18 protein-coding genes are annotated in these 19,455 nt (G+C 60.4%); 6 read left to right on the forward strand and 12 right to left on the reverse strand.

Annotated elements, in window-relative coordinates; all coding sequences use genetic code 11:
- Positions 1 to 531: 531 nt before the first annotated feature.
- The 5 genes from ggt to EOA29_RS05525 form a co-directional block, all read right to left on the reverse strand.
- Positions 532 to 2,124 (reverse strand): gamma-glutamyltransferase, encoded by a 1,593-nt coding sequence (gene ggt, locus EOA29_RS05505; RefSeq protein ID WP_126090794.1) that lies wholly within the window; start codon positions 2,122 to 2,124, stop codon positions 532 to 534.
- 37 nt (positions 2,125 to 2,161) lie between these two features.
- Complete coding sequence (locus EOA29_RS05510; RefSeq protein ID WP_126090793.1) at positions 2,162 to 2,854, reverse strand: ABC transporter permease; 693 nt, start codon at positions 2,852 to 2,854, stop codon at positions 2,162 to 2,164.
- Positions 2,851 to 3,564 (reverse strand): ABC transporter permease, encoded by a 714-nt coding sequence (locus EOA29_RS05515; RefSeq protein ID WP_126090792.1) that lies wholly within the window; start codon positions 3,562 to 3,564, stop codon positions 2,851 to 2,853. The genes EOA29_RS05510 and EOA29_RS05515 overlap by 4 nt, the downstream gene beginning before the upstream one ends.
- A 74-nt stretch (positions 3,565 to 3,638) precedes the next feature.
- A complete protein-coding gene (locus EOA29_RS05520) occupies positions 3,639 to 4,490 on the reverse strand; it encodes a transporter substrate-binding domain-containing protein (RefSeq protein WP_126090791.1) in 852 nt (283 codons plus the stop codon).
- 65 nt (positions 4,491 to 4,555) lie between these two features.
- Positions 4,556 to 5,254, reverse strand: a complete 699-nt coding sequence (locus EOA29_RS05525) for a GntR family transcriptional regulator (RefSeq protein WP_245468415.1) — start codon at positions 5,252 to 5,254, stop codon at positions 4,556 to 4,558.
- Positions 5,255 to 5,524: 270 nt separating this feature from the next.
- Between EOA29_RS05525 and EOA29_RS05530 the strand changes: the two genes are divergently transcribed.
- The 4 genes from EOA29_RS05530 to EOA29_RS05545 all read left to right on the forward strand — a co-directional run bounded on the left by EOA29_RS05530 (position 5,525) and on the right by EOA29_RS05545 (position 11,390).
- Positions 5,525 to 6,421 (forward strand): LysR family transcriptional regulator, encoded by an 897-nt coding sequence (locus EOA29_RS05530; protein WP_189350424.1) that lies wholly within the window; start codon positions 5,525 to 5,527, stop codon positions 6,419 to 6,421.
- A 173-nt stretch (positions 6,422 to 6,594) separates the two neighbouring features.
- Positions 6,595 to 8,970: an aminotransferase class III-fold pyridoxal phosphate-dependent enzyme gene (locus EOA29_RS05535; RefSeq protein ID WP_126090788.1), complete on the forward strand. Its 2,376-nt coding sequence runs from the start codon at positions 6,595 to 6,597 to the stop codon at positions 8,968 to 8,970.
- A 135-nt stretch (positions 8,971 to 9,105) separates the two neighbouring features.
- Positions 9,106 to 10,203: a polyamine ABC transporter substrate-binding protein gene (locus EOA29_RS05540; protein WP_126090787.1), complete on the forward strand. Its 1,098-nt coding sequence runs from the start codon at positions 9,106 to 9,108 to the stop codon at positions 10,201 to 10,203.
- Between the two features lie 215 nt (positions 10,204 to 10,418).
- A complete protein-coding gene (locus tag EOA29_RS05545; RefSeq protein WP_127220408.1) occupies positions 10,419 to 11,390 on the forward strand; it encodes an acetylxylan esterase in 972 nt (323 codons plus the stop codon).
- 225 nt (positions 11,391 to 11,615) lie between these two features.
- Here the strand turns inward: EOA29_RS05545 and EOA29_RS05550 are convergent, their stop codons facing one another.
- The 4 genes from EOA29_RS05550 to EOA29_RS05565 are packed head-to-tail and all read right to left on the reverse strand — an operon-like array spanning position 11,616 to position 15,345.
- Positions 11,616 to 12,389 carry an ABC transporter permease gene (locus EOA29_RS05550; RefSeq protein ID WP_126095673.1) on the reverse strand — a complete coding sequence of 258 codons (774 nt, stop codon included), beginning with the start codon at positions 12,387 to 12,389 and terminating at the stop codon, positions 11,616 to 11,618.
- On the reverse strand, positions 12,373 to 13,203 hold the full coding sequence (locus EOA29_RS05555; protein WP_126090786.1) for an ABC transporter ATP-binding protein: 831 nt from the start codon (positions 13,201 to 13,203) through the stop codon (positions 12,373 to 12,375). Before EOA29_RS05555 ends, EOA29_RS05550 begins: the two co-directional genes overlap by 17 nt.
- A 12-nt stretch (positions 13,204 to 13,215) precedes the next feature.
- Positions 13,216 to 14,217: an ABC transporter substrate-binding protein gene (locus EOA29_RS05560; protein ID WP_126090785.1), complete on the reverse strand. Its 1,002-nt coding sequence runs from the start codon at positions 14,215 to 14,217 to the stop codon at positions 13,216 to 13,218.
- 45 nt (positions 14,218 to 14,262) lie between these two features.
- Positions 14,263 to 15,345 (reverse strand): 4-oxalomesaconate tautomerase, encoded by a 1,083-nt coding sequence (locus EOA29_RS05565; protein WP_126095672.1) that lies wholly within the window; start codon positions 15,343 to 15,345, stop codon positions 14,263 to 14,265.
- Between the two features lie 115 nt (positions 15,346 to 15,460).
- Between EOA29_RS05565 and EOA29_RS05570 the strand changes: the two genes are divergently transcribed.
- Both EOA29_RS05570 and EOA29_RS05575 read left to right on the forward strand, forming a co-directional pair.
- Positions 15,461 to 16,360 (forward strand): LysR family transcriptional regulator, encoded by a 900-nt coding sequence (locus EOA29_RS05570; RefSeq protein ID WP_126090784.1) that lies wholly within the window; start codon positions 15,461 to 15,463, stop codon positions 16,358 to 16,360.
- A 67-nt stretch (positions 16,361 to 16,427) separates the two neighbouring features.
- A complete protein-coding gene (locus tag EOA29_RS05575; protein ID WP_245468416.1) occupies positions 16,428 to 16,625 on the forward strand; it encodes an ATP-binding protein in 198 nt (65 codons plus the stop codon).
- A 103-nt stretch (positions 16,626 to 16,728) separates the two neighbouring features.
- Here the strand turns inward: EOA29_RS05575 and EOA29_RS05580 are convergent, their stop codons facing one another.
- The 3 genes from EOA29_RS05580 to EOA29_RS05590 all read right to left on the reverse strand — a co-directional run.
- Positions 16,729 to 17,544, reverse strand: coding sequence for an alpha/beta hydrolase (locus EOA29_RS05580; protein ID WP_126090782.1), 816 nt, complete (start codon positions 17,542 to 17,544; stop codon positions 16,729 to 16,731).
- Between the two features lie 8 nt (positions 17,545 to 17,552).
- On the reverse strand, positions 17,553 to 19,040 hold the full coding sequence (locus EOA29_RS05585) for an NAD-dependent succinate-semialdehyde dehydrogenase (protein ID WP_126090781.1): 1,488 nt from the start codon (positions 19,038 to 19,040) through the stop codon (positions 17,553 to 17,555).
- Positions 19,037 to 19,455: iron-containing alcohol dehydrogenase (locus EOA29_RS05590; protein ID WP_127220410.1), on the reverse strand; the 419-nt coding region annotated here is incomplete at its 5' end. The genes EOA29_RS05590 and EOA29_RS05585, both read right to left, overlap by 4 nt.

A 19,455-nucleotide genomic window follows, 5' to 3' on the forward strand; every position in this document is an offset into this window, starting at 1 on the left:
GGCTGGTGCTGGGCTATGCGGCGTGCGACGCAGCACAGACGCGGGAGGGCGTGGAGCGGCTGGCGGCGGCGATACGCGAGACGCTGGGAATGCCGCGTGCGACTGGTCGCAGGCCAACCGCATAGGGCAGCGCAGCCCCCGCTCCGTCTCGGCGCTGCGCGCCGAGCCACCTCTCCCCCATTTCATGGGGGCGAGGAAACGACAATCACCGAGGTCGCGACTCTCGCAAGCTTGGTTTTCCTCGCCCCCACGAATGTGGGGGGAGAGGTGGCTCGGCGAAGCCGAGACGGAGCGGGGGAAGCGCCCCATGCGATTACCCGCATGCAGCCCTCACGCCCGCCGCGCCACATGAAGGCAAGTCGGCCTCCAAAAACAGCCGAAACAGATGTTAGCCGATGATCCGGTTTGCTAGCCAGGCAGACGCAGGGTGCTCAGATTCTGCTCCGCCGCGTTGCTTGCAAAGTCGGCGCTCGGAGCAATTTGCGGGTTGCTTTTGCACCTCGATACATGAACCGCGAACAGCCAGGGGCACTAAATCCCCAGAGCAATGCCGTCTTTCCTTGGTTCCGACGCGCCGGTCAAAGTGCCGTTCTCCCAATCGATCCGGATCGCCTGAGCGCCGCCGATCGGCTCATCCGCGGGAGAAAAAGTGAAGCCTCTGCGTTCGAGCTCGGCTTTAGCCGCACCGTCAATCGTATGCTCTGCCTCCACTCTTGTTCCGTCCGATGTCGGCATCAGGCGCGGCAGATTGATCGCCTCCTGCAGGTCCATTCCGTAATCGAGGACCTTGGATATCAGATGGGCATGGCCGAGCGCCTGATAGTAGCCGCCCATGACGCCGAACGGCATTTCCACCCTGCCGTTGCGCGTCACCATGCCGGGGATGATCGTGTGAAGCGGCCGCTTCGATGGCCCGATCCGATTGGGATGACCGGGCTTGAGCGAGAAGCTCTGGCCGCGATTATGCAGGATGACACCCGAGCGAGGCGAGACGAGGCCGGCGCCGAAACTGTCAAAGATGGAGTTGATGAAGCTTACCGAATTCCGATTTCGATCGACGACCGAGATATAGACGGTATCGCGATGAAGTGGCATTTCGAAGGGCGGCAGGTCTGTCAGCGCGTTGCTCAGGTCGATCATTGCCGCAAGCCTGTCCGCCAATTCGTCGGACAGCAGGTGGTCGACCGGGACGTCCGCCTTATCTGGATCGGCGATCCAGGCGTCGCGGGCGGCATAGGCAAGGCGCGTCGCCTCGATCTCGACATGCAGCCGGTCGGGCGACTGCGGGTCCCGCTTGGCGTGGAAACGGTTCAGGATGTTGAGGATCAGGAGAGCGATGATGCCCTGGCCGTTCGGGGGACATTCATGGACCGTGTAACCGCGAAAATCGGTGGTCACTGGGGTCACATACTCGCCCCGCGCATTCGCGAAGTCTTCCAGCGTGTGGAGCCCGCCGAGCGCGTTCAGATAGGACACTATGTCCTCGGCGACCGACCCCTCGTAGAATGCGCCGCGCCCCTCTGCAGCAATGCGTTTTAACGTATGTGCCAGCTCTTGCTGCCGGTGAACCTCTCCGATCCTCGGCGCCCGTCCGCCGGGAAGAAAAATTCGCGCGGCCGTGGCGTCGGCCGCGAGCAGTTTTTGTTCAAGGGACCAGTCGCGATGAACGCGGGGAGTGATGGCATAACCCTCCTCGGCAAACCGGATGGCGGGCGCAAGCACGTCGGCAAAGGGGAGCGAGCCGTGATCGGCGTGCAGGCGTATCCACGCGTCGATCGCCCCAGGGACCGTTACCGCCGCTGGCGACTGGCGTGGCACCTCCGTCAGTCCCCGCTCATTGAACCAGTCGGCAGTGAGGGCCGCCGGCGTGCGGCCGGACCCGTTATAGGCGATGACCTTGTCGGAGCCGTTGGGCGCATAGAGCGCGAAACAGTCGCCGCCGATGCCGGTCGAGCCCGGTTCCACGACGCATTGGACTGCGCAGGCGGCAATGGCGGCATCCATGGCGTTACCACCCGCTTGCATGATCTGCAGTGCAGTGAGGGTGGCGGAAGGATGCGAGGTCGCCGCCATCGCATGTCGCGACACGGCAACGGACCGGGTCGGCTTCTCGAAATCGCGCATTTCGTTAGTTCTCCTCGTCATTGCGGCGAGACATGTCTCAGGCCCGCGCCCGATAGGGGGTGAGCCGGATTTCCAGCGCGTTCAGTGCCGAGATGATTGTGAAATTGAGGGTGAGATAGATCGCGCCGGCAGCCACGAAGACCTCGACGGCGCGATAGGTCTGCGAAATAAGCCCCTGCGCGATCCCGGTGACCTCCATCAGCGTGATGATCGATGCAAGCGACGTGCCCTTGACCATGAGGATGATCTCGTTGCTGTAATTCGGGATCGCCTGGCGCAGGGCCAGAGGCAGCACAATCAGGCGCAGCGTGAGCAGCTTCGACATGCCGGAGGCTGTAGCGGCCTCGGTCAGTCCGCGCGGCACAGCCTTTATTGCGCCGCGCAGGATCTCGCTTCCATAGGCAGCTTCATTGAGACTGAGCGCGATGATGGCGCACCAGTAAGGCTCGCGGAACAGCCACCAGATTCCGATCGCCTGGAGCGACGGCCGAAACTGGCCGAGACCATAATAGATGAGGAAGATCTGCACCAGCAGGGGTGTTCCGCGAAAGACTGCAACGAAGGCACGGATGGGCCATACCACGATCCGGCGATTTCCCTGTTGGGCGAGCGCGAGCAGCAACGCCATTAGGAAACCGATGCCCATCGAGGCTGCGGTGAGCTGCAGGGTCAACGGCAGGCCAGCAAGCAGGACGGGAATGATCTCGAGAAAGAAGGCGAAGTCGATCACGCGTGGACCATGCCTCTCCAGGCCCGCGCCTCGCCATAACGGAAGACGGAAGCGGTCACGGCGGCGATGACGAAGTAGAGCGCGGCGGCCGCAATATAGAAGATGAAAGGTTCTCGCGTCGAACCTGCTCCGATCTGCGCTTGGCGCATCAGTTCGACGAGGCCGATGACGGAGATCAGTGCCGAGTCCTTGAGTACCAGCTGCCAGACATTGCCGAGTCCCGGCAGGGCGTGGCGCATCAGTTGCGGCACAATGATGAGGCGCAGCGATTGAGATCGGGACAGGCCGAGCGCCTTGCAGGCGTCGAACTGGCCGCGATCCACGGCCTGGTAGGCGCCGCGATAGACTTCTCCCTGATAGGCGCCCGATATGATGCCGATCGCCAGGACACCGGTTGCAAAAGTCGGCAGCCCGACGAAGCCGGCGCTGCCAAAGAACTTGCCAATCTGCGTCAGGGCGATGCTGCCGCCGTAGTAGAGGAGGTATATCGTCAGCAAGTCGGGCACACCGCGAAATACTGTGCCGTAGACATGGGCGAGCCAAGCGGGGACGCCGCGGGACGAGAGCCGACCGGCCGCCGCCGCGGCGCCGAAGGCGGCGCCGAGGATAAAGCCGAGAACGGACAGTGCAAGCGTAACAGAGGATGCGACAAGCAGAGCGGCTCCCCAGCCGCCCTCTTGCAAACCCAAAATATGCATAGGATTGGTCATGTAAGTCGTAGCCTTTCAGCGCGCTGCCCGACGCAAACGGCTCGCGCCGCTCCGCCAGGCAGGTCCGCCAGCGCTTACTTGACCGGCGTCACATCCGTCTTCACCCATTTTTCCGAGATGCGTTTGATGGTCCCATCGGCGATCGCGGCGCTGATCGCGTCGTTCAGCATCTCCTTGAGCTTGGTGTCTTCCTTGCGCAGTCCCGCACCGGTTCCGGCGCCGAATAGGCCGCCGACGAAGCCCGGACCAGCGAGCGTGAAGCCGGAGAATTCAGGTTTTGCGAGCGTCGCGGCAAGTGCTGTCTTCTGGGCGAATATTGCATCGATGCGACCCGCAGCCAGATCGAGATCATGCTGCTCGGTCGTCTTGTATTCGCGGATTTCCACCGTGTCGCCGAAGTATTTCTTCAGGAATTCGAGCATCATCGTGGCCGCCTGTACACCGACCACCTTGCCCTTCAGCAGCGGCTTCAGCTTCTCGATCGCAGCCTTGGACGCAGCCTCGTCATCCAGTTTGAATTTTTCAGTCGAAACACCGAGTTTGCCGAGCTCGCTATCCTTGGCGACTGCAAATCCGCCCGGATCGATCGCATAAGGCTGGGTGAAGTCTATGGTTTCGAGCCGCTTCGGTGTGATGAACATGCCGGCCATGATCACATCGAACTTGCCGACCTTCAGCGATGGAATAAGACCGTCCCAGTCCTGGGCGATGATGGTGCATTTGACCTTCATCCTTGCGCAAAGATCATTTGCGAGCTCGATCTCCAGCCCGTCGAGCTTGCCGTCTGCGTTGGTGAAATTCCAGGGCGCGTAGGCACCTTCGGTCGCGATGGTTATGGCCTTTGGAGCATCCTCAGCGAATGTGGACTGGACAAAGCTGAGCATGCCGAATGCGGCCGCGACGGCGGCCAGGCGATGAATTTTCATATAGGTTCCCCTTTCTTGTGCTGATCTGGCTGTTCCGGTGGCCGGTTCTGGTCTTTTTGCCGGACTTAGGCCCTTTCTCCTGCCGGCGTTGATCCCCGGCTCGGAGTCACGAATTCGGCCAACATTGGTGCCGTGCCGAGAATATGATCCTGCATGACCTGTTCCGCATGCACAGCGTCGCCCGAGCGCAAGGCGGCGATCACGGCGGCATGCTCCTCGCGCGCAGAATGCGGCTTGTCACAATCGTCGAACCAGATGCGCATGTAAGGCTCTATGACCACATGCAGCGCCGATATCTGGTGGATGAGCTTGGGCCTCTGGCTCAACGCACAGATACGGCCGTGGAATTCCTGGTGGCGGACCACCCAGTCGCTGCTACCGCTCTGCCCGGCGCGTTCCATGCGATCGAGTAGGTTCTCGAATTCTTCGAGCGCCTCCTCATCGATCCGTGGCATCGCCAGCCTGACGGCGAGTCCTTCCAGAACCGAACGTATTTCGAAGATCTCGTAAAGCTCATCGACTGTGAGGCCGGCCACGACACACCCCCGATTGGGGCGGAGAACGACCAGTCCGTCGGAAGCCAGGCGCCGAAAGGCTTCCCGCACAGGCATGCGGCTCATGCCGATCTCGGCCGCGATGTCTTCGGGAATGAGCCGGTCACCCGGTTTGTAACGACCTAGGCGAAGCGCCCGCTGGAGATGCCGGTACGCTTCCTCCTCTGCAGTGGCGGACATGCGTGGCTCGACGGAGAAGGCTGCTGGCACTTGGCACCCAAAAGTATTTTTGTATCCACGTATCATCAAATCCGGATTTGGTTGCGACGTCAATACCCGGTCGGACCGGAGCGGGAGATGAGGCAAGGGAAGGGCGATCATCGCTCCTTCGCAGGCGCGGGCGTACGTTTGTTCCCAGCAGGTCAATCACAAAGTCGTCCGCCTCGATTACGCTCCGGCGGAAATGACCATTTGCACGCTGCATCATCCGCCTACGTCTGCCGGAATTGCCAACCAGTACATTTGGTGCAATCTGCTTTCATGAAGATATCGGGTTCCGATCTCCATCTGTTTCGTGTCTTTGAAAGCGTGGTCCGCAATGGCGGCATGTCCGCAGCGCAGATGGAACTGTCGCTGAGCCAACCCACAGTCTCCAATCATCTGACGGCGCTTGAACAGCGGCTTGGCGTGAAGTTGTGTGAACGGGGCCGTCGCGGGTTTTCGCTGACGGATGAAGGGCGTCGGGTTTACGAAATCTGTACGGAAATCACCGGGGTGCTTGAAGCCGGTTCGGCCCGGCTTTCGCGTGTTCGAAGCGCTTTGGCGGGAAAGGTCGGCGTCGGCATTGTCGACTGCTTAACGACCGACCCAAGTTTCCGGCTTGCCGACGCTATTGCCGAGCTTTCCAAAGCTGCGCCGGAAATCGAGCTTGATCTCAAGATCATGTGCCCCAACGATATAACGAAGGCGGTGGCGGAAAACGAAATAGATATTGGGATAGGCGGCTCCGACATCAAAGTCGCAAGCGTGCAATACCAGATCATCTACCAAGAGGAGCACGCGGTATTTTGCGGTTCGGCTCATCCTTTGTTTTGCCGAAATGACGAGATGATTACAAGTGAGGAATGCTACGGCCATCCATGGGTAGAGAGAGGATATTGGTACGGGATTAGGCGTCACCGCTTCGACACCGCCGCGAACCGGGTAGCCTTTGATATTGAGGCGCAGCTTCTGATGGTCTTGTCGGGCGCCTACCTCGGGGTCCTGCCGATACATTTTGCCCGCGTGTTCGAACAGCAGGGGCGTCTTCGCCGACTTCCCATAGCCGACGAGGCTTATTCCGCCGATATCGAGGTCGCCACGCGAACAGGCGAGCAGGCCGCCAACGTCGCCTATGTCCGCGACGCGATCATCAGGGCGCACCGGATGCATTTGTAAAAACCAATGTATCCGTTCTCTGAATGATATTCTTGCCACGTCGATAGAGGTCTAGCCTCTCGTACGGCTGGCGATGCGCAGCGCAAAAATGCCACCTGCGGACTTCCCTGCCAAACGTGCAACTGCGACGTGGTCGCCGCGTCGGGTATCGATATTTGGCCTTAAGGTATGGAATGAGCACGGACGCTCTTCTGCTTCGCAACCTTCCTAATTTTTCGCCGGAAGCGACAAGGCGCCTCGTGGCAACCCGGTATGGGATCGACGGGACGTACAGGCGACTGGCTTCCGAGCGCGATCTGTCGTGGCGGATCGAAGGCACTGATGGCCGCGACGTCGTCGTCAAGATATCGAATATAGGCGAACCTGAAGGTGTCGTGGATATGCAGGTCAAAGCCCTGAACCATATCTGCGAGCGCGATCCGACCCTGCCGGTGCCTCGCGTTGTGCCCTCCCTCGCTGGCGCCCCATATGAATGGATCGAGGACGAGCGCGGCTGCCGGCACATGATGCGTGTGCTTACTTTCCTTCCGGGGAAGGTCATGGAGCAGGTTGAGGAAGCCTTTTCCGCCGCCACTCGGTTCAACATCGGTGTGATGGTTGGACGGCTTGCCCATGCGCTGCGCGATTTTTTTCATCCATACGCGGGCAGCAATGTGCACCTCTGGGACATTTCACGTGCCCTGGCCTTGCGCCCGCAGATCGCAAAGATCTCGGACGCCAGGCTTCGGCAATTGTGCGAGGAAATCTTCGAGCGTGCCGAGCGCTTTACCCTTCCCCAATTGTCGAAGACGCGTCGCCAGGTCGTGCATCAGGATTCGCATGGCGGCAATATCCTGGTCGATCCTAACGACAGCACATCGCCGGTGGGCATCATCGATTTTGGCGATATGGGCCACAATTCCATTGTCGCGGACATTGTGACTGCTTCCGAGACATTCGCGGACTTCGATGACGATCCGATCGCCTACCTTTGCGACGTCGCATCAGGTTTCGATTCGACATACCCGCTTGAAGAAAATGAGATCGATCTCCTTTTCGATGCGCTGCTCCTGCGCCTCGCCATGGCCACTGTCATCGTGGAAGCGAGAGAAGCCACCGATGAATCCGGCATCCCGCATATCGACAACGCCAGCCACTACCCTCGGATGATGGAGTTGCTGAGCCGTCAAGGTCGCGCACAGGCGGCCCGCCGGCTTCGTCAGGCATGCCGGTTTCCGGTGTATGGCGCCACGAGCAACGATGGCGAGCATCTCGCATATGACTATGACGGGCTCAGGCATGAGCGCGAAGCTCACCTGGGACCGATTTGGCATTTCTACAACAAGCCACTGCACATCACGCGGGCTCACGGAGCCTGGATGTACGGTGCCGATGGCACCGCCTATCTGGATGTTTACAACAACGTCCCTCAGATTGGTCATTGCCACCCGCACGTGGCGAAGGCGATCTTCCGCCAGGCCGGCGCGTTGAACACCAATACGCGGTATATGTGCGATGTGGCGGTCGAGTACGCGGCGCGCCTGACTGCCGACCTGCCTGATCACCTCGACACCTGCATCTTCGTCAACTCGGGCAGCGAAGCCAACGACCTGGCGATGCAGATAGCCATGTCGCTCAGCAGACACGACGGCGGTTTGATCATCGACCAGGCCTACCATGGCTGCACCGAGCTCACGACCGCGCTCTCCAATGAAAACTGGCGTCACCTTCCGGCCGAAGAGCATCCCAGACGGATTGAAATCTTGATGGCCCCGGATATGTACAAGGGTCCTTTCGCCAACGCCCCCCAAGCTGCGGCAAAGTACGCTGCCGATGCGGACCGGGCGATAGCCGCCCTGCGCGAAAGAGGCCACAGGCCGGCGGCATTCATGGTCGACACCGCCCTATGTTCAAGCGGTGTGCTGCGGGCGCCTGAAAACTATTTCAACCTCGTTGCGGAAAAGGTCCGATCGGCGGGCGGGTTCGTCATTGCGGACGAGGTGCAGGCCGGTTGTGGCCGCATGGGAACGTTTTGGGGGTTCCGGGCAAACGGGCTCAAGGACGAAAACATCGATTTCATAACAATGGGCAAGCCGGTTGGAAATGGCCACCCTCTGGGCGTCGTCATTCTCGGCTCGGCACTCATGAAACGGTTTCTCGATGGCACCTATCCGCTGTTGTTCAGCACATTCGGCGGCAACACCGTCGCATGCGCGGCCGGCATGGCTGTGCTGGACGTCCTTGAGCGAGAGGACCTGATCAAGCGGAGCGCCGCCATCGGGGAGTATCTGCGCCAGGAGCTTGGGCGCCTGGCCGAACAGCACCCCGTAATCGGCGACGTACGCGGGCTTGGAATGATGACTGGCGTGGAATTGGTGACGGATCGCCTGACGAAGGAACCGGCCATCATACGGACCGAGCGACTGATTGATGACATGCTTGCCCGCAACATCCTCATCGGGAAAAGCACGCCTAACACGCTCAAGCTACGTCCCCCGTTGATTTGGTCGCGCGACGAAGTCGACATCTTCGTCAGCGCTTTCGATGACAGCTTGAGAAGGCACAAATGAGCCCCCCATGCATTCGCTAGAGAACGGATGCCAGGCCGGCCTCAAAAGGGGAGGTCAACGCCTCTCTCCTTGCCTTCGAGAATGGTGCAACGGCCTGCCACGAGAATGGCGGGCGCCACAAACAGGAGGACCTGAATGAAGAAGGAGCTACTCGGACTGGCGGTCACGATGACGGCCGTCCTGTTTTCCGCAGGCGTCTCGTTGGCGCAGGACAAGGTCGTCAACGTCTATAACTGGTCTGATTATATCGACAGTTCCATCCTTGATGATTTCACCAAGGAGACCGGCATCAAGGTCGTCTACGACACCTTCGATTCGAACGAAATTCTTGAGACCAAGCTGCTTGCCGGCGGCTCCGGCTATGACGTGGTGGTTACAACCGGACCTTTTCTGGCCAGGCAAATTCAGGCCGGCGTGTTCCAGAAACTCGACAAGTCCAAGCTGCCGAACTTAAAGAACATGTGGCCCGAGGTGATGGCGCGCCTGGCCAAGTATGACACGGGCAATGAATATGCCGTCAACTACATGTGGGGCACGACCGGCATCGGCTATAATGTCGACAAGGTGAAGGCAGCTCTCGGCGACGTGGCGATCGACAGCTGGGACGTGCTCTTCAAGCCGGAGAATGCGGCCAAGCTGAAGGACTGCGGCATCAATATCGTCGATGCGCCCGAGGAGACTTTGGCCGTTGCCATGAACTATCTCGGCAAGGATGGTGACAGCAAGAAGAAAGAAGACCTCGAAGCCGGCGGTGACATCTACACGAAAATCCGCCCCTACGTCCGCACCTTCAACTCCTCTGCCTATATCAACGATCTGGCGAACGGCGATAAATGCATCAGCATCGGCTGGTCAGGTGACGTGCTGCAGGCCAAGAACCGCGCCAAGGAAGCCAACAACGGGGTCAAGGTCGAATACCTGATCCCTAAGGAAGGCACCTATATGTGGTTCGACAACCTTGCGATCCCTGCTGACGCTAAGCATGTCGATGAGGCGCATGCCTTCATCAACTACCTGATGCGGCCGGAAGTCATTGCCAAGTCAACCAACTATGTCCAAACAGCCAACGGCAATCTGGCCTCGCAGAAGTTCATCGACCAATCAGTGTTGAAGAACCCTTCAGTTTATCCGACGCAGGAAACGCTCAAGAAGCTTTTCACTATTTCTTCATACGGGTCGAAGGAGCAGCGCGTACTCACCCGCCTCTGGACCCAGATCAAAACGGGCAGCTAAACGGGACATGGATGGGGCGGTCGCCGCCCCATTTTTTTCCGGCGGCACCTCTGGGTGAAGGTCTGCCGCCACCTGACGGCCATGCGCGGAAGAATGGGGGGATGCCGGAATCTGTTGGACCGGTAACCCGCAGATCCACGCTCGCGCTCGGATCCGAATGCGGAGCCATCCATATCAATCGCCGATTTTGTCTCTAATTTAATTTGGGAGGAACAATGCCGTTCCAAGATCTGATCCAGCCTCAACTAGGCGCCTATGTCAGCAAAGTCGCCACGCCGGGCGACTTTGCCCAGTTCTGGGCCTCGACTATCGCTGAGGCCCGCTACGCCGGCGGCGCGGTCAGCATCGTTCCGGCGCAGACAACGCTCAAGGCGGTTCAGTCCTTCGACGTCACCTTTCCGGGATTTGGGGGACACCCGATAAAAGGATGGCTGATCCTGCCCACGCACCGCCAGGGGCGTCTGCCCCTGGTCGTGCAGTATATCGGCTATGGCAGCGGTCGCGGCCTGGCGCATGAGCAGCTGCACTGGGCGGCGTCAGGGTTTGCATATTTTCGAATGGATACACGCGGGCAGGGAAGCGACTTGAGCGTCGGCGAGACCGCCGATCCGGTCGGCTCGACCTCTTCCTTTCTCGGCTTTATGACGCGCGGCGTGCTGGATAAGAATGACTACTATTACCGGCGCGTGTTCACCGATGCCGTGAGGGCGATAGATGCTCTCCTAGGGCTGGACTTCATCGATCCCGAGCGCATCGCGGTTTGCGGTGACAGTCAGGGCGGCGGCATCTCGCTTGCCGTCGGCGGAATCGATCCCCGCGTCAAGGCTGTAATGGCCGACGTGCCGTTTCTTTGTGACTTTCCCCGCGCTTTGGGGACTGCCGTCCGCGATCCCTATTTGGAAATCGTTCGTTTCTTGGCGCAACATCGCGAGAAGAAGGCGAAAGTCTTTGAAACGCTCTCCTATTTCGACTGCGTCAACTTCGCCCGGCAGTCCAAAGCGAAGGCGCTGTTTTCGGTGGCCCTGATGGACGAAGTTTGCCCGCCCTCTACCGTTTATGGCGCGTTCAATGCCTACGCGGGGGACAAGACCATCGTAGAATACGAATTCAACAACCATGAAGGTGGGCAAGGCTACCAGGAACGCGAACAGATGGCGTGGCTCAGCGAGCTGTTCGGTGTCGGCTGAAGTGAGCGGACCAGGACGGTTCGCGGGTTCCAGGCACCTTCGCGTCGCAGATCCGCTCCGGCCAAGTGCATCCCAATTGCCCGGCGTGGAGCAGGCGGCCTTTCTTGCGTTCCACCATCGTTCCCAGTTTCGGACCCAGAGAGTGCGCAGAATGCCTGCGCTCTCCCTCCTTGGCTGGGAGGGAGAGCGCTTGTGAACAAGCTTCTCGGTTGCCGCTAAAGATCCTCACGCAGGCCGTTCGGAAGCGCTCGGTCGCCACTTGATGAGATGCTTCTCGGCGACGTCCAGGATGCTGTCGATAATCAGGACGAAGATCGCGAGGATCAGGATCCCTGCGAAGACACCGACCGCATCGAAATTGCCTTCCGCCTGAGCGATCAGATAGCCAAGCCCGGCGGAGGAGCCGAGATACTCGCCGATAATCGCCCCGACGACGGCAAAACCGACCGAAGTGCGCAATGAGGACAGAATCCAGCTTGCCGCCGCCGGGAAGTAGACGTGACGAAGCAGGTCCGACCGCTTGGCTCCGAGAATGCGCGTGTTCGACAGCACAACCGGGTTCACTTCACGAACGCCCTGCATGGCGTTGAAGAAAGTGACGAAGAACACCAGCGTGACGGCGAGCGCCACCTTGGACCAGAGACCGAGGCCGAGCCAGAGTACGAATATCGGCGCAAGCACGACGCGAGGGATCGCGTTCAAGCCTTTGATGAAAGGATCCAGAATGCGCGCGGCCGAACGACTGAGGCCGAGCCAGACGCCTGCTGCCACGCCGAGTGCCGTCCCGACCAGGTAGCCGAGCACGGTTTCCGTCAGGGTGATGGCCACATGCTTATAGAAGCTGGCGTCCACTACCCAGGACGCCACCTGCTTGAGGATGTCGACCGGAGCCGGGAAAAAGAAGACGTCGATGATGCCCGCCGCGACACCGAGCTGCCAGCCGCCGACAATTGCCACCAGCAGTACGACTTGGATGAGGCGTTCAGTCGTGGCGTTCATAGCTTTTCTCCACTTCGCTGCGCAGCGATGACCAGATGTTGCGATAAAGATCCATGAAGCGTGGATCGAGCTTGATTTCAGCGACATCGCGGGGGCGTCGGAGATCGACGGGGAAGCTGTCGATCACGTGCGAGCGCGGTCCGGCGGCAAGCACCACGACCCGATCCCCGAGAGCGATCGCCTCCTCAAGGTCGTGCGTGATCATCACCACGGCGCGCCGTTGCTCCTGCCAAAGCCGCAACAGCTCATTCTGCATCAGGTGGCGGGTATGGATGTCGAGTGCCGAGAAAGGCTCGTCCATCAGGATGACCTTGGGGCCGGTAATCAGTGCCTGTGCCATCTGCACGCGCTTGCGCTGTCCGCCGGAAAGCTGATGCGGGTAGCGATGCTCGAAGCCCTTCAGACCAACCTTCGCCAGCCACTTCATCGACTGCTCGCGTCGTTCGGCAGCGCCTGTGCCCTTGAACATGGGGCCAAGTTCGACATTCTCGAGCGCAGTCTTCCAAGGAAGCAGTGCATCCTGCTGGAACAGATAGCCGATATCGTTTTGGATCCCGCGTACCGGCTGACCCTCAATCGCGACAGTACCGCTCGAGGGCTTCAGCAGCCCGGCAATCGCGTTAAGAATCGTGCTCTTGCCGCAGCCGGTCGGCCCAACGATCGCAAGAAACTCGCCATCGGCGACAGCCAAGTTCACATTCTGCACGGCCACATAGGCGCCAAAGGACATGGTGACCTTGTCGATGGAAACCATCGGCTTCGCATGATGCGGACTGTTCGTCGGGGATACGGTTTTCACTACGGCCAATGCCATGACCTCCTCCTGTCAGTTGGCGGCGACGTTCGGGACTTTGTCGACGAACTCGTTCGTGTAGGTTCTCTTGAGGTCGATCTCAGCCGCAGCGACTTTTTCATTGAAACTCTTTAGGACTGCGAGCGGAGTCTTGATATCTTCCTCATTTATGCGCCCGTCCTTCGAAAAGATCGCCTTCGCGTTCTCTACCGCCTTGACGTAGGTTTCACGATCGCCGGAGATGAACTCCTTCGGCAGCTTGTCGACGATCTCTTCCGCGGAGTGACTGTTCATCCACTCGAGCGCCTTGACCGTCGCATTCGTGACCTTCTGGACGGTCTCCGGATTTTTCTCGATATAGCTCTGTGTGGCATAGAGGACGGAGGTTGGGTAAATCCCGCCATAGATCGCCTTGGCTCCCTCGTCGCTGCGACCGTCGATCAGGATCTTGCCGACGCCCTTGGCCGCTATAAAGGTTGCCGCCGGGTCGTAGTTGACGAGGAGGTCGACCTTGCCCTGTTCAAGGGCCGCGACGGCGGCAGACCCGGAGCCCACGCCGATCAGCGAGACGTCGTTCGCGGACAAGCCGTTGCGCTGCAGGTAATAGCGGACGAAGAAATCGGAAGACGAGCCTGGCGAGGTGATCCCAATTTTTGCGCCTTTGATCGTTTCCGGTTTTGCCGGGTCGAAAGTGCTGTTCTTGCCGCCAGCCAACACGAGCCCGGAATTGCGGGCGAGCTGCACGAACGCCACGACAGCCTTCTTTTGCGCCTGCATCTGGATCGTATGGTCGTAGAAGCCTACGGCGATATCCGTCGAGCCGGCGACAAGGGCCTGAAGCGTCTTCGACCCGCCCGATGCGAAGTTCTCGACGGTCACCTCCAGGCCTTCCTTTTCATAAAGGCCAAGCCCCTGGGCGACCGGAAAGGGAAGATTGTTGAGATTGTAAGAGCCGACGCTGATGCGGACCGGATCCGCGAATGCGGAACCGGCAAACACGACGGTTGCCGCGAGGGCGAGCATGAGCTTGCGCATGATATTCTCCTCCTGTTGGTGGCGCCCTCCTGGCGGCCACGGTTATTATGCCGCGCAACCCAGTTGCGGGACAGGTTTTGCAAATACATGTCCTTCGAACAGCCGGCGGGCGGTGCGAAGGATTCCGGCGACGACTTTGCCGTCCCTTTCATACAGCTTGACGTCCAGGTGGCCGCTTGGGTGCTCTATGGAAAGCACGACTGGAGGGATCCGCCTGCCGATCAGAAGCGAAGCAACAGTATCCTGGCTGATACAGGCCGTGGCGATCCCCACGGCGCCCGTGGTTGCGAGCGACGGGTGACATTGATGCGGCATGAAATACCGCACGCTGATGTCGCCTCCCGACTTTGGCCGGGAAATCAGCACCGGCTTCGGCGTTACCTGATTGCTTACATCCCCAAGGCCCATCCGTTCGCCGGCAGCGATGCGAAGCTTCTCCAGCCGTCCCAGCAATTCCCTATCAGCATTGAGTTCAGCCGCGGATTCGAAGCCGGTTGCGCCGACCGAGTCTGCCTCGATCAACATCATCGGCATTGCGCAGTCGATGCAGGTGACAGCCACACCATCGATCAAGTCTACCGGCTTGCCGGTGGGAAAAAGCCGTCCGGTACGAGCTCCCGCCGCGTCCACGAAGGTCAATGCGATCGGCGCTCCACGGCCGGGCACGCCGTCAATGGCAGCTTCACCGAGATAGGAGACGCTGCCGTTTGGAGTGGGAACTTCGGCCTCGATCAGCTTGCTGGTGTTGACGTTATGGATCCGGACGAGCGTCGTTTCTCCACGAACCGGGACAAGTCCAGCTTCAATGGCAAACGGGCCGACCGCAGCCAGCATGTTGCCGCAGTTCGGGGAGGTGTCGACAATCTGCTGGTCGACCCGCACCTGGGCAAACAGATAATCCACGTCGGCGCCTGGAATGCTGGCAGGCCCGACGATGGCCACCTTGCTCGTGACCGGATTGCCGCCACCGATGCCGTCTATCTGCAACGGATGACCCGAGCCCATAACGGACAGGAGGATCTTGTCCCGCTCGATGGCGTCCGCAGGAAGATCGTTTGCCAGGAAGAACGGACCTTTTGAGGTGCCGCCTCTCATCAGAACGCAAGGGATCGCCAACAGGTCATTCATCGCTTGTGCTTGCATCAGAATTATGTCATCGCCGTATCAATCGGCGCTCTTTGATCCAATTATTGGAAAACACATTTATTTTGTGAAATGCTAAGAATCGGAGGATTGATGCAACATGAGCATTAATTGCGAGATCCTTGACCTTCGAGCCTTCCTGAGCGTCGTAGAGTTGGAGAGCTTTCATCGCGCGGCCGAAGCTCTGCATCTGTCACAGCCCGCGTTGAGCCGCCGCATTCAAAAACTGGAGCAGGCTATCGGAGCACCCATTTTGGAACGGACAACCCGGCACGTATCCGCGACGGCTCTCGGTACAGAACTCGTGCCGCTCGTGCGACGCATGCTGGAGGAGTTTGACGGCTCTCTGTTTGCTGTTCGTGACGTTGGAACCAACCGAGGTGGATTGGTGACGATCGCGTGCCTCCCCACTGCGGCATTCTACTTCCTGCCGACCGCCATCCGGCAGTTCAATGAGGAGTACCCGAACATCCGCTTTCGCATCCTCGACTTGCCGGCGACCGACGGTCTTCAAGCCGTGGCGCGCGGTGAGGTGGAGTTCGGCATAAACATCATGGGCACCTCGGATCCGGACCTGACCTTTGATCGGCTCGCGGAAGACCCATTTGTGCTTGCAGCGCGCAAGGATCACCCTCTGGCTGCCAAACCATCGGTCGGCTGGGCGGAACTAGAGCCCTATCATCTGATCACGGTTCATCGATCAAGCGGCAACAGAACGCTGCTCGACGCGGCGCTGGCAAAATCGAACATCAAGCTTCGCTGGTTCTACGAGGTAACCCATCTGTCCACCTCCCTTGGGTTGGTGGAGGCAGGCCTCGGGATTTCCGTTCTGCCACGAATGGCAACCCCGGGAGAAGACCATCCGTTTCTGATCACCCGCCCAATCCGCAATCCCGAGATATCACGCACGATCGGCGTGGTTCGCCGTCGCGGCGGCACCTTGTCGCCTGCGGCAGAGCGATTCCTTAAGATGCTGATAGGTTTATGGGGCAGTGATTGAGAGGCGCTAGGAAATCGCCAGCCGTAAAGCCAGAAGCCTTATGCGGCCAGAAAGGAGTCGGTACCGCTTGCGGAAAAGCACCGGGTTGGGCCTCTCCGTCGTTCGTGGGATCGCCCGGGCTCACGGCGGCGATGCATTGGCCCGTTCCGAACCCGAGGGCGGCACCATCATTGAAATTCGGCTGCCGCTGACGGCAGCCGGCCGCAAGGATGCGCCAAGCAGAGTTGATCTCGCCGGTACAATGCCTGGCAGCCGATTCGTCTGACCTCTCAAGATGTGAGTGTTGCCCGCAGTACACCGGATATGTTTGGCGTCACGTGAGTTCGGACTTGAAGAGCTGAATTGGGCGAGCCGGCCTTTGTGGCCTTTCACACGGTCAACAGACGAGCCAACAATGCAGCGGCCGGTGTGCCAGCCAAGCCAAGGTCGCGGACGCTGCTCATGTGATTTGCCGCTGCAAGGCTCGTGCGCGAGACGGCAAGCCCTTGCCGTTCGAAACGCTCCGCAAGCGTGGCGGCCTGGTTGTGGAACGGCGGCGTTTCATCAGCTCCAACGGATAGCTCGACGCGCACTGAAGGATCGAAGCGATGATTTATCGGGGAGAACCGCTCGACCTCGTCGTCGGTGATCGCGATCTCAGCAGCGAGAAACGACTCCTGCGACGGCCTTAGATCGTAAATACCCCCCAGCAGCAGCGCGCCTTTGATGCCTGATGGCCGGCCGTCCCCGCCGAAAAGCATCGTCGCGAGATGAGCGCCAGCGGAATGGCCACTTACCGTCAGTTGATCAGGATCGCCGCCGTAGCTCGCGATGTGGTCATGTATCCATTGCCTCGCGCGGCGTACCTGATCGACGATCGTCGCCATTCTCACGGTCGGCATCAGTGCGTAGCCTACGATGACGGCAATCGCCCCCGCGTTGGTAACAGTGTCCGCGACGTAGGAATAGTCGCGCTTGGAAAACATGCGCCAGTAGCCGCCGTGGATGAAGATGTGCACCGGCAGGCGATCGCGTTTGCCCTGCGGGAAAAACAGATCGACGGTTTCCCTCGGGTCGGGTCCGTAAGCGAGGTCGGCGGCCATCGGAACTTTCGCCCTGGTCTCCGCGCTTCTGCGGACGATCTCGGCGACGATGTCGTCGAACTCGGGGACGTGATCGCGAATACGGAATGGATCTTTCGCCATCTGTCTGCTCACATCGTCACGGCGATGTATTTCGCCTCCATGAACTCGGCTATGCCGTGCTTCTGGCCGCCCTCACGCCCGAGCCCGCTCTGCTTGACGCCGCCGAAGGGCGCGGCGGGGTCCGACATCAGGCCGCGATTGAGCGCGATCATGCCGGACTCGATCTTCGATGCCACGCGCATGCCCTTTGCAAGGTCGCGCGTGTAGATGTAGGCGGCAAGGCCGTATTCGGTGTCGTTCGCCTTTGCGATGACCTCCGCCTCATCTTCGAAGCGGCTCACCGGTGCCACGGGACCGAATATCTCCTCGTGAGCCATGACGGCGTCGGCCGGCACGTCGCTCAGCACCGTGGGTGGATAGAAAAATCCCCTGCCTTCAGCGATCGCGCCGCCGCACAGAACCTTCGCGCCGCGAGCGACCGCGTCCTGAACGAGCCGATCGATCTTGTCCACGGCCTTCCTGGTGATCATCGGCCCGCATTCGGTTTCTGAGTCCGTGCCCGGGCCGACGGCGAGCGCCGCCATGCGTTTGCGCAGGCCTTCCGCGAACGCATCATGGATGCCCGCCTGGACGTAGAGCCGATTGGCCGCCGTACAGGCCTCGCCGGCGTTGCGCATCTTGGCGATCATCGCGCCGTCGAGGGCTGCCTCCAGATCGGCGTCGTCGAAGACGATGAACGGAGCGTTGCCGCCAAGCTCCATCGAACAGGAGATGACGTGTTTCGCCGCCTCGGCCAGAAGCACGCGGCCGATTCCGGTCGAGCCCGTGAAGGACAGCTTGCGCACCCGCGCATCGGCCAGCATGGCCGCCGTCACCGGGCCGGGGTTCGAGGTCGTGATGACGTTGACGACGCCAGGCGGCACACCTGCCTCTTCGTATAGAGCTGCAAGTGCATAGGCGGTCAGCGGTGTCTCGCTGGCGGGCTTCAGGATGACGGTGCAGCCGGCTGCAAGCGCCGGCGCGATTTTGCGTGTCGCCATCGCCGCCGGGAAATTCCACGGCGTTATCAGCACGCAGATGCCGATGGGCTGGTAGTCGACCACGATCCGGTTTGCGCCAGACGGCGCGAGGCCGAACTCGCCGCTGATGCGCACCGCTTCCTCCGCGTTCCAGCGGAAGAACTCGGCCGCATAGGCGACTTCGCCGCGCGCGTCGCGCAAAGCCTTGCCGTTCTCCAGGGAAATCAGCGCGGCCAAGGTCTCGGCACGTTCGGTCATCAGCTCGAAGCAGCGCCTCAGGATCTCGGACCGCCGGCGCGGCGGGGTTTCGCGCCAGCTTGCAGCTGCCTCCGCGGCCGCATCAACGGCGGCAGCAGCGTCGGCCAGCGTGGCATCGGGAACCGCCGCGATCACGGCCTCCGTCGATGGGTCGACCACTTCGATGACGCGGCCGTTGGACGAGGGGGGCCATTGCCCGCCAATGTAGAGCCCATGCGAAAATGGAGTGTAGTCGGACATGTCGGAATCCTGCTCAAAAAGCTCCAGGGAAATGTTCATTGGAATCGGGCTCCATCCCTCATCATCGCGGCCGACATGTCGCCGCCATAGGCTGCCCTGACCAAGCGCTGCATCGCTGGCAGGTCGAAAGGGCGGGGATTGTTCTTGATCAGCCTGTCGATGCCGAGCGCCTGTTCCGCCGTCCAGTCGATCCTGTCCTCGGGAAGGCCGAGGTCGGCCAGCGTCCGGGTTATGCCGATGGCGTTGAACAGTCGCGCAACTTCCCTGATCGTGGCGTCCGCCAGCTGATCGGCGTTGCGGTCCTGGCGCGGCAGGCCAAGGGCAGTGCCGATTTCGGCGATCTCCGGCGTTGCGGCGGGCAGGTTGTAGCCCATCACGTAGGGGAGCATCGTCGCGACGCCCAGCCCGTGCGGCGTGTGAGTGAGCGCGCCGACCGGATATTGCACCGCATGGG

The organism is Mesorhizobium sp. M1E.F.Ca.ET.063.01.1.1, from assembly GCF_003998155.1.
In the GTDB taxonomy this organism is placed as follows: domain Bacteria; phylum Pseudomonadota; class Alphaproteobacteria; order Rhizobiales; family Rhizobiaceae; genus Mesorhizobium.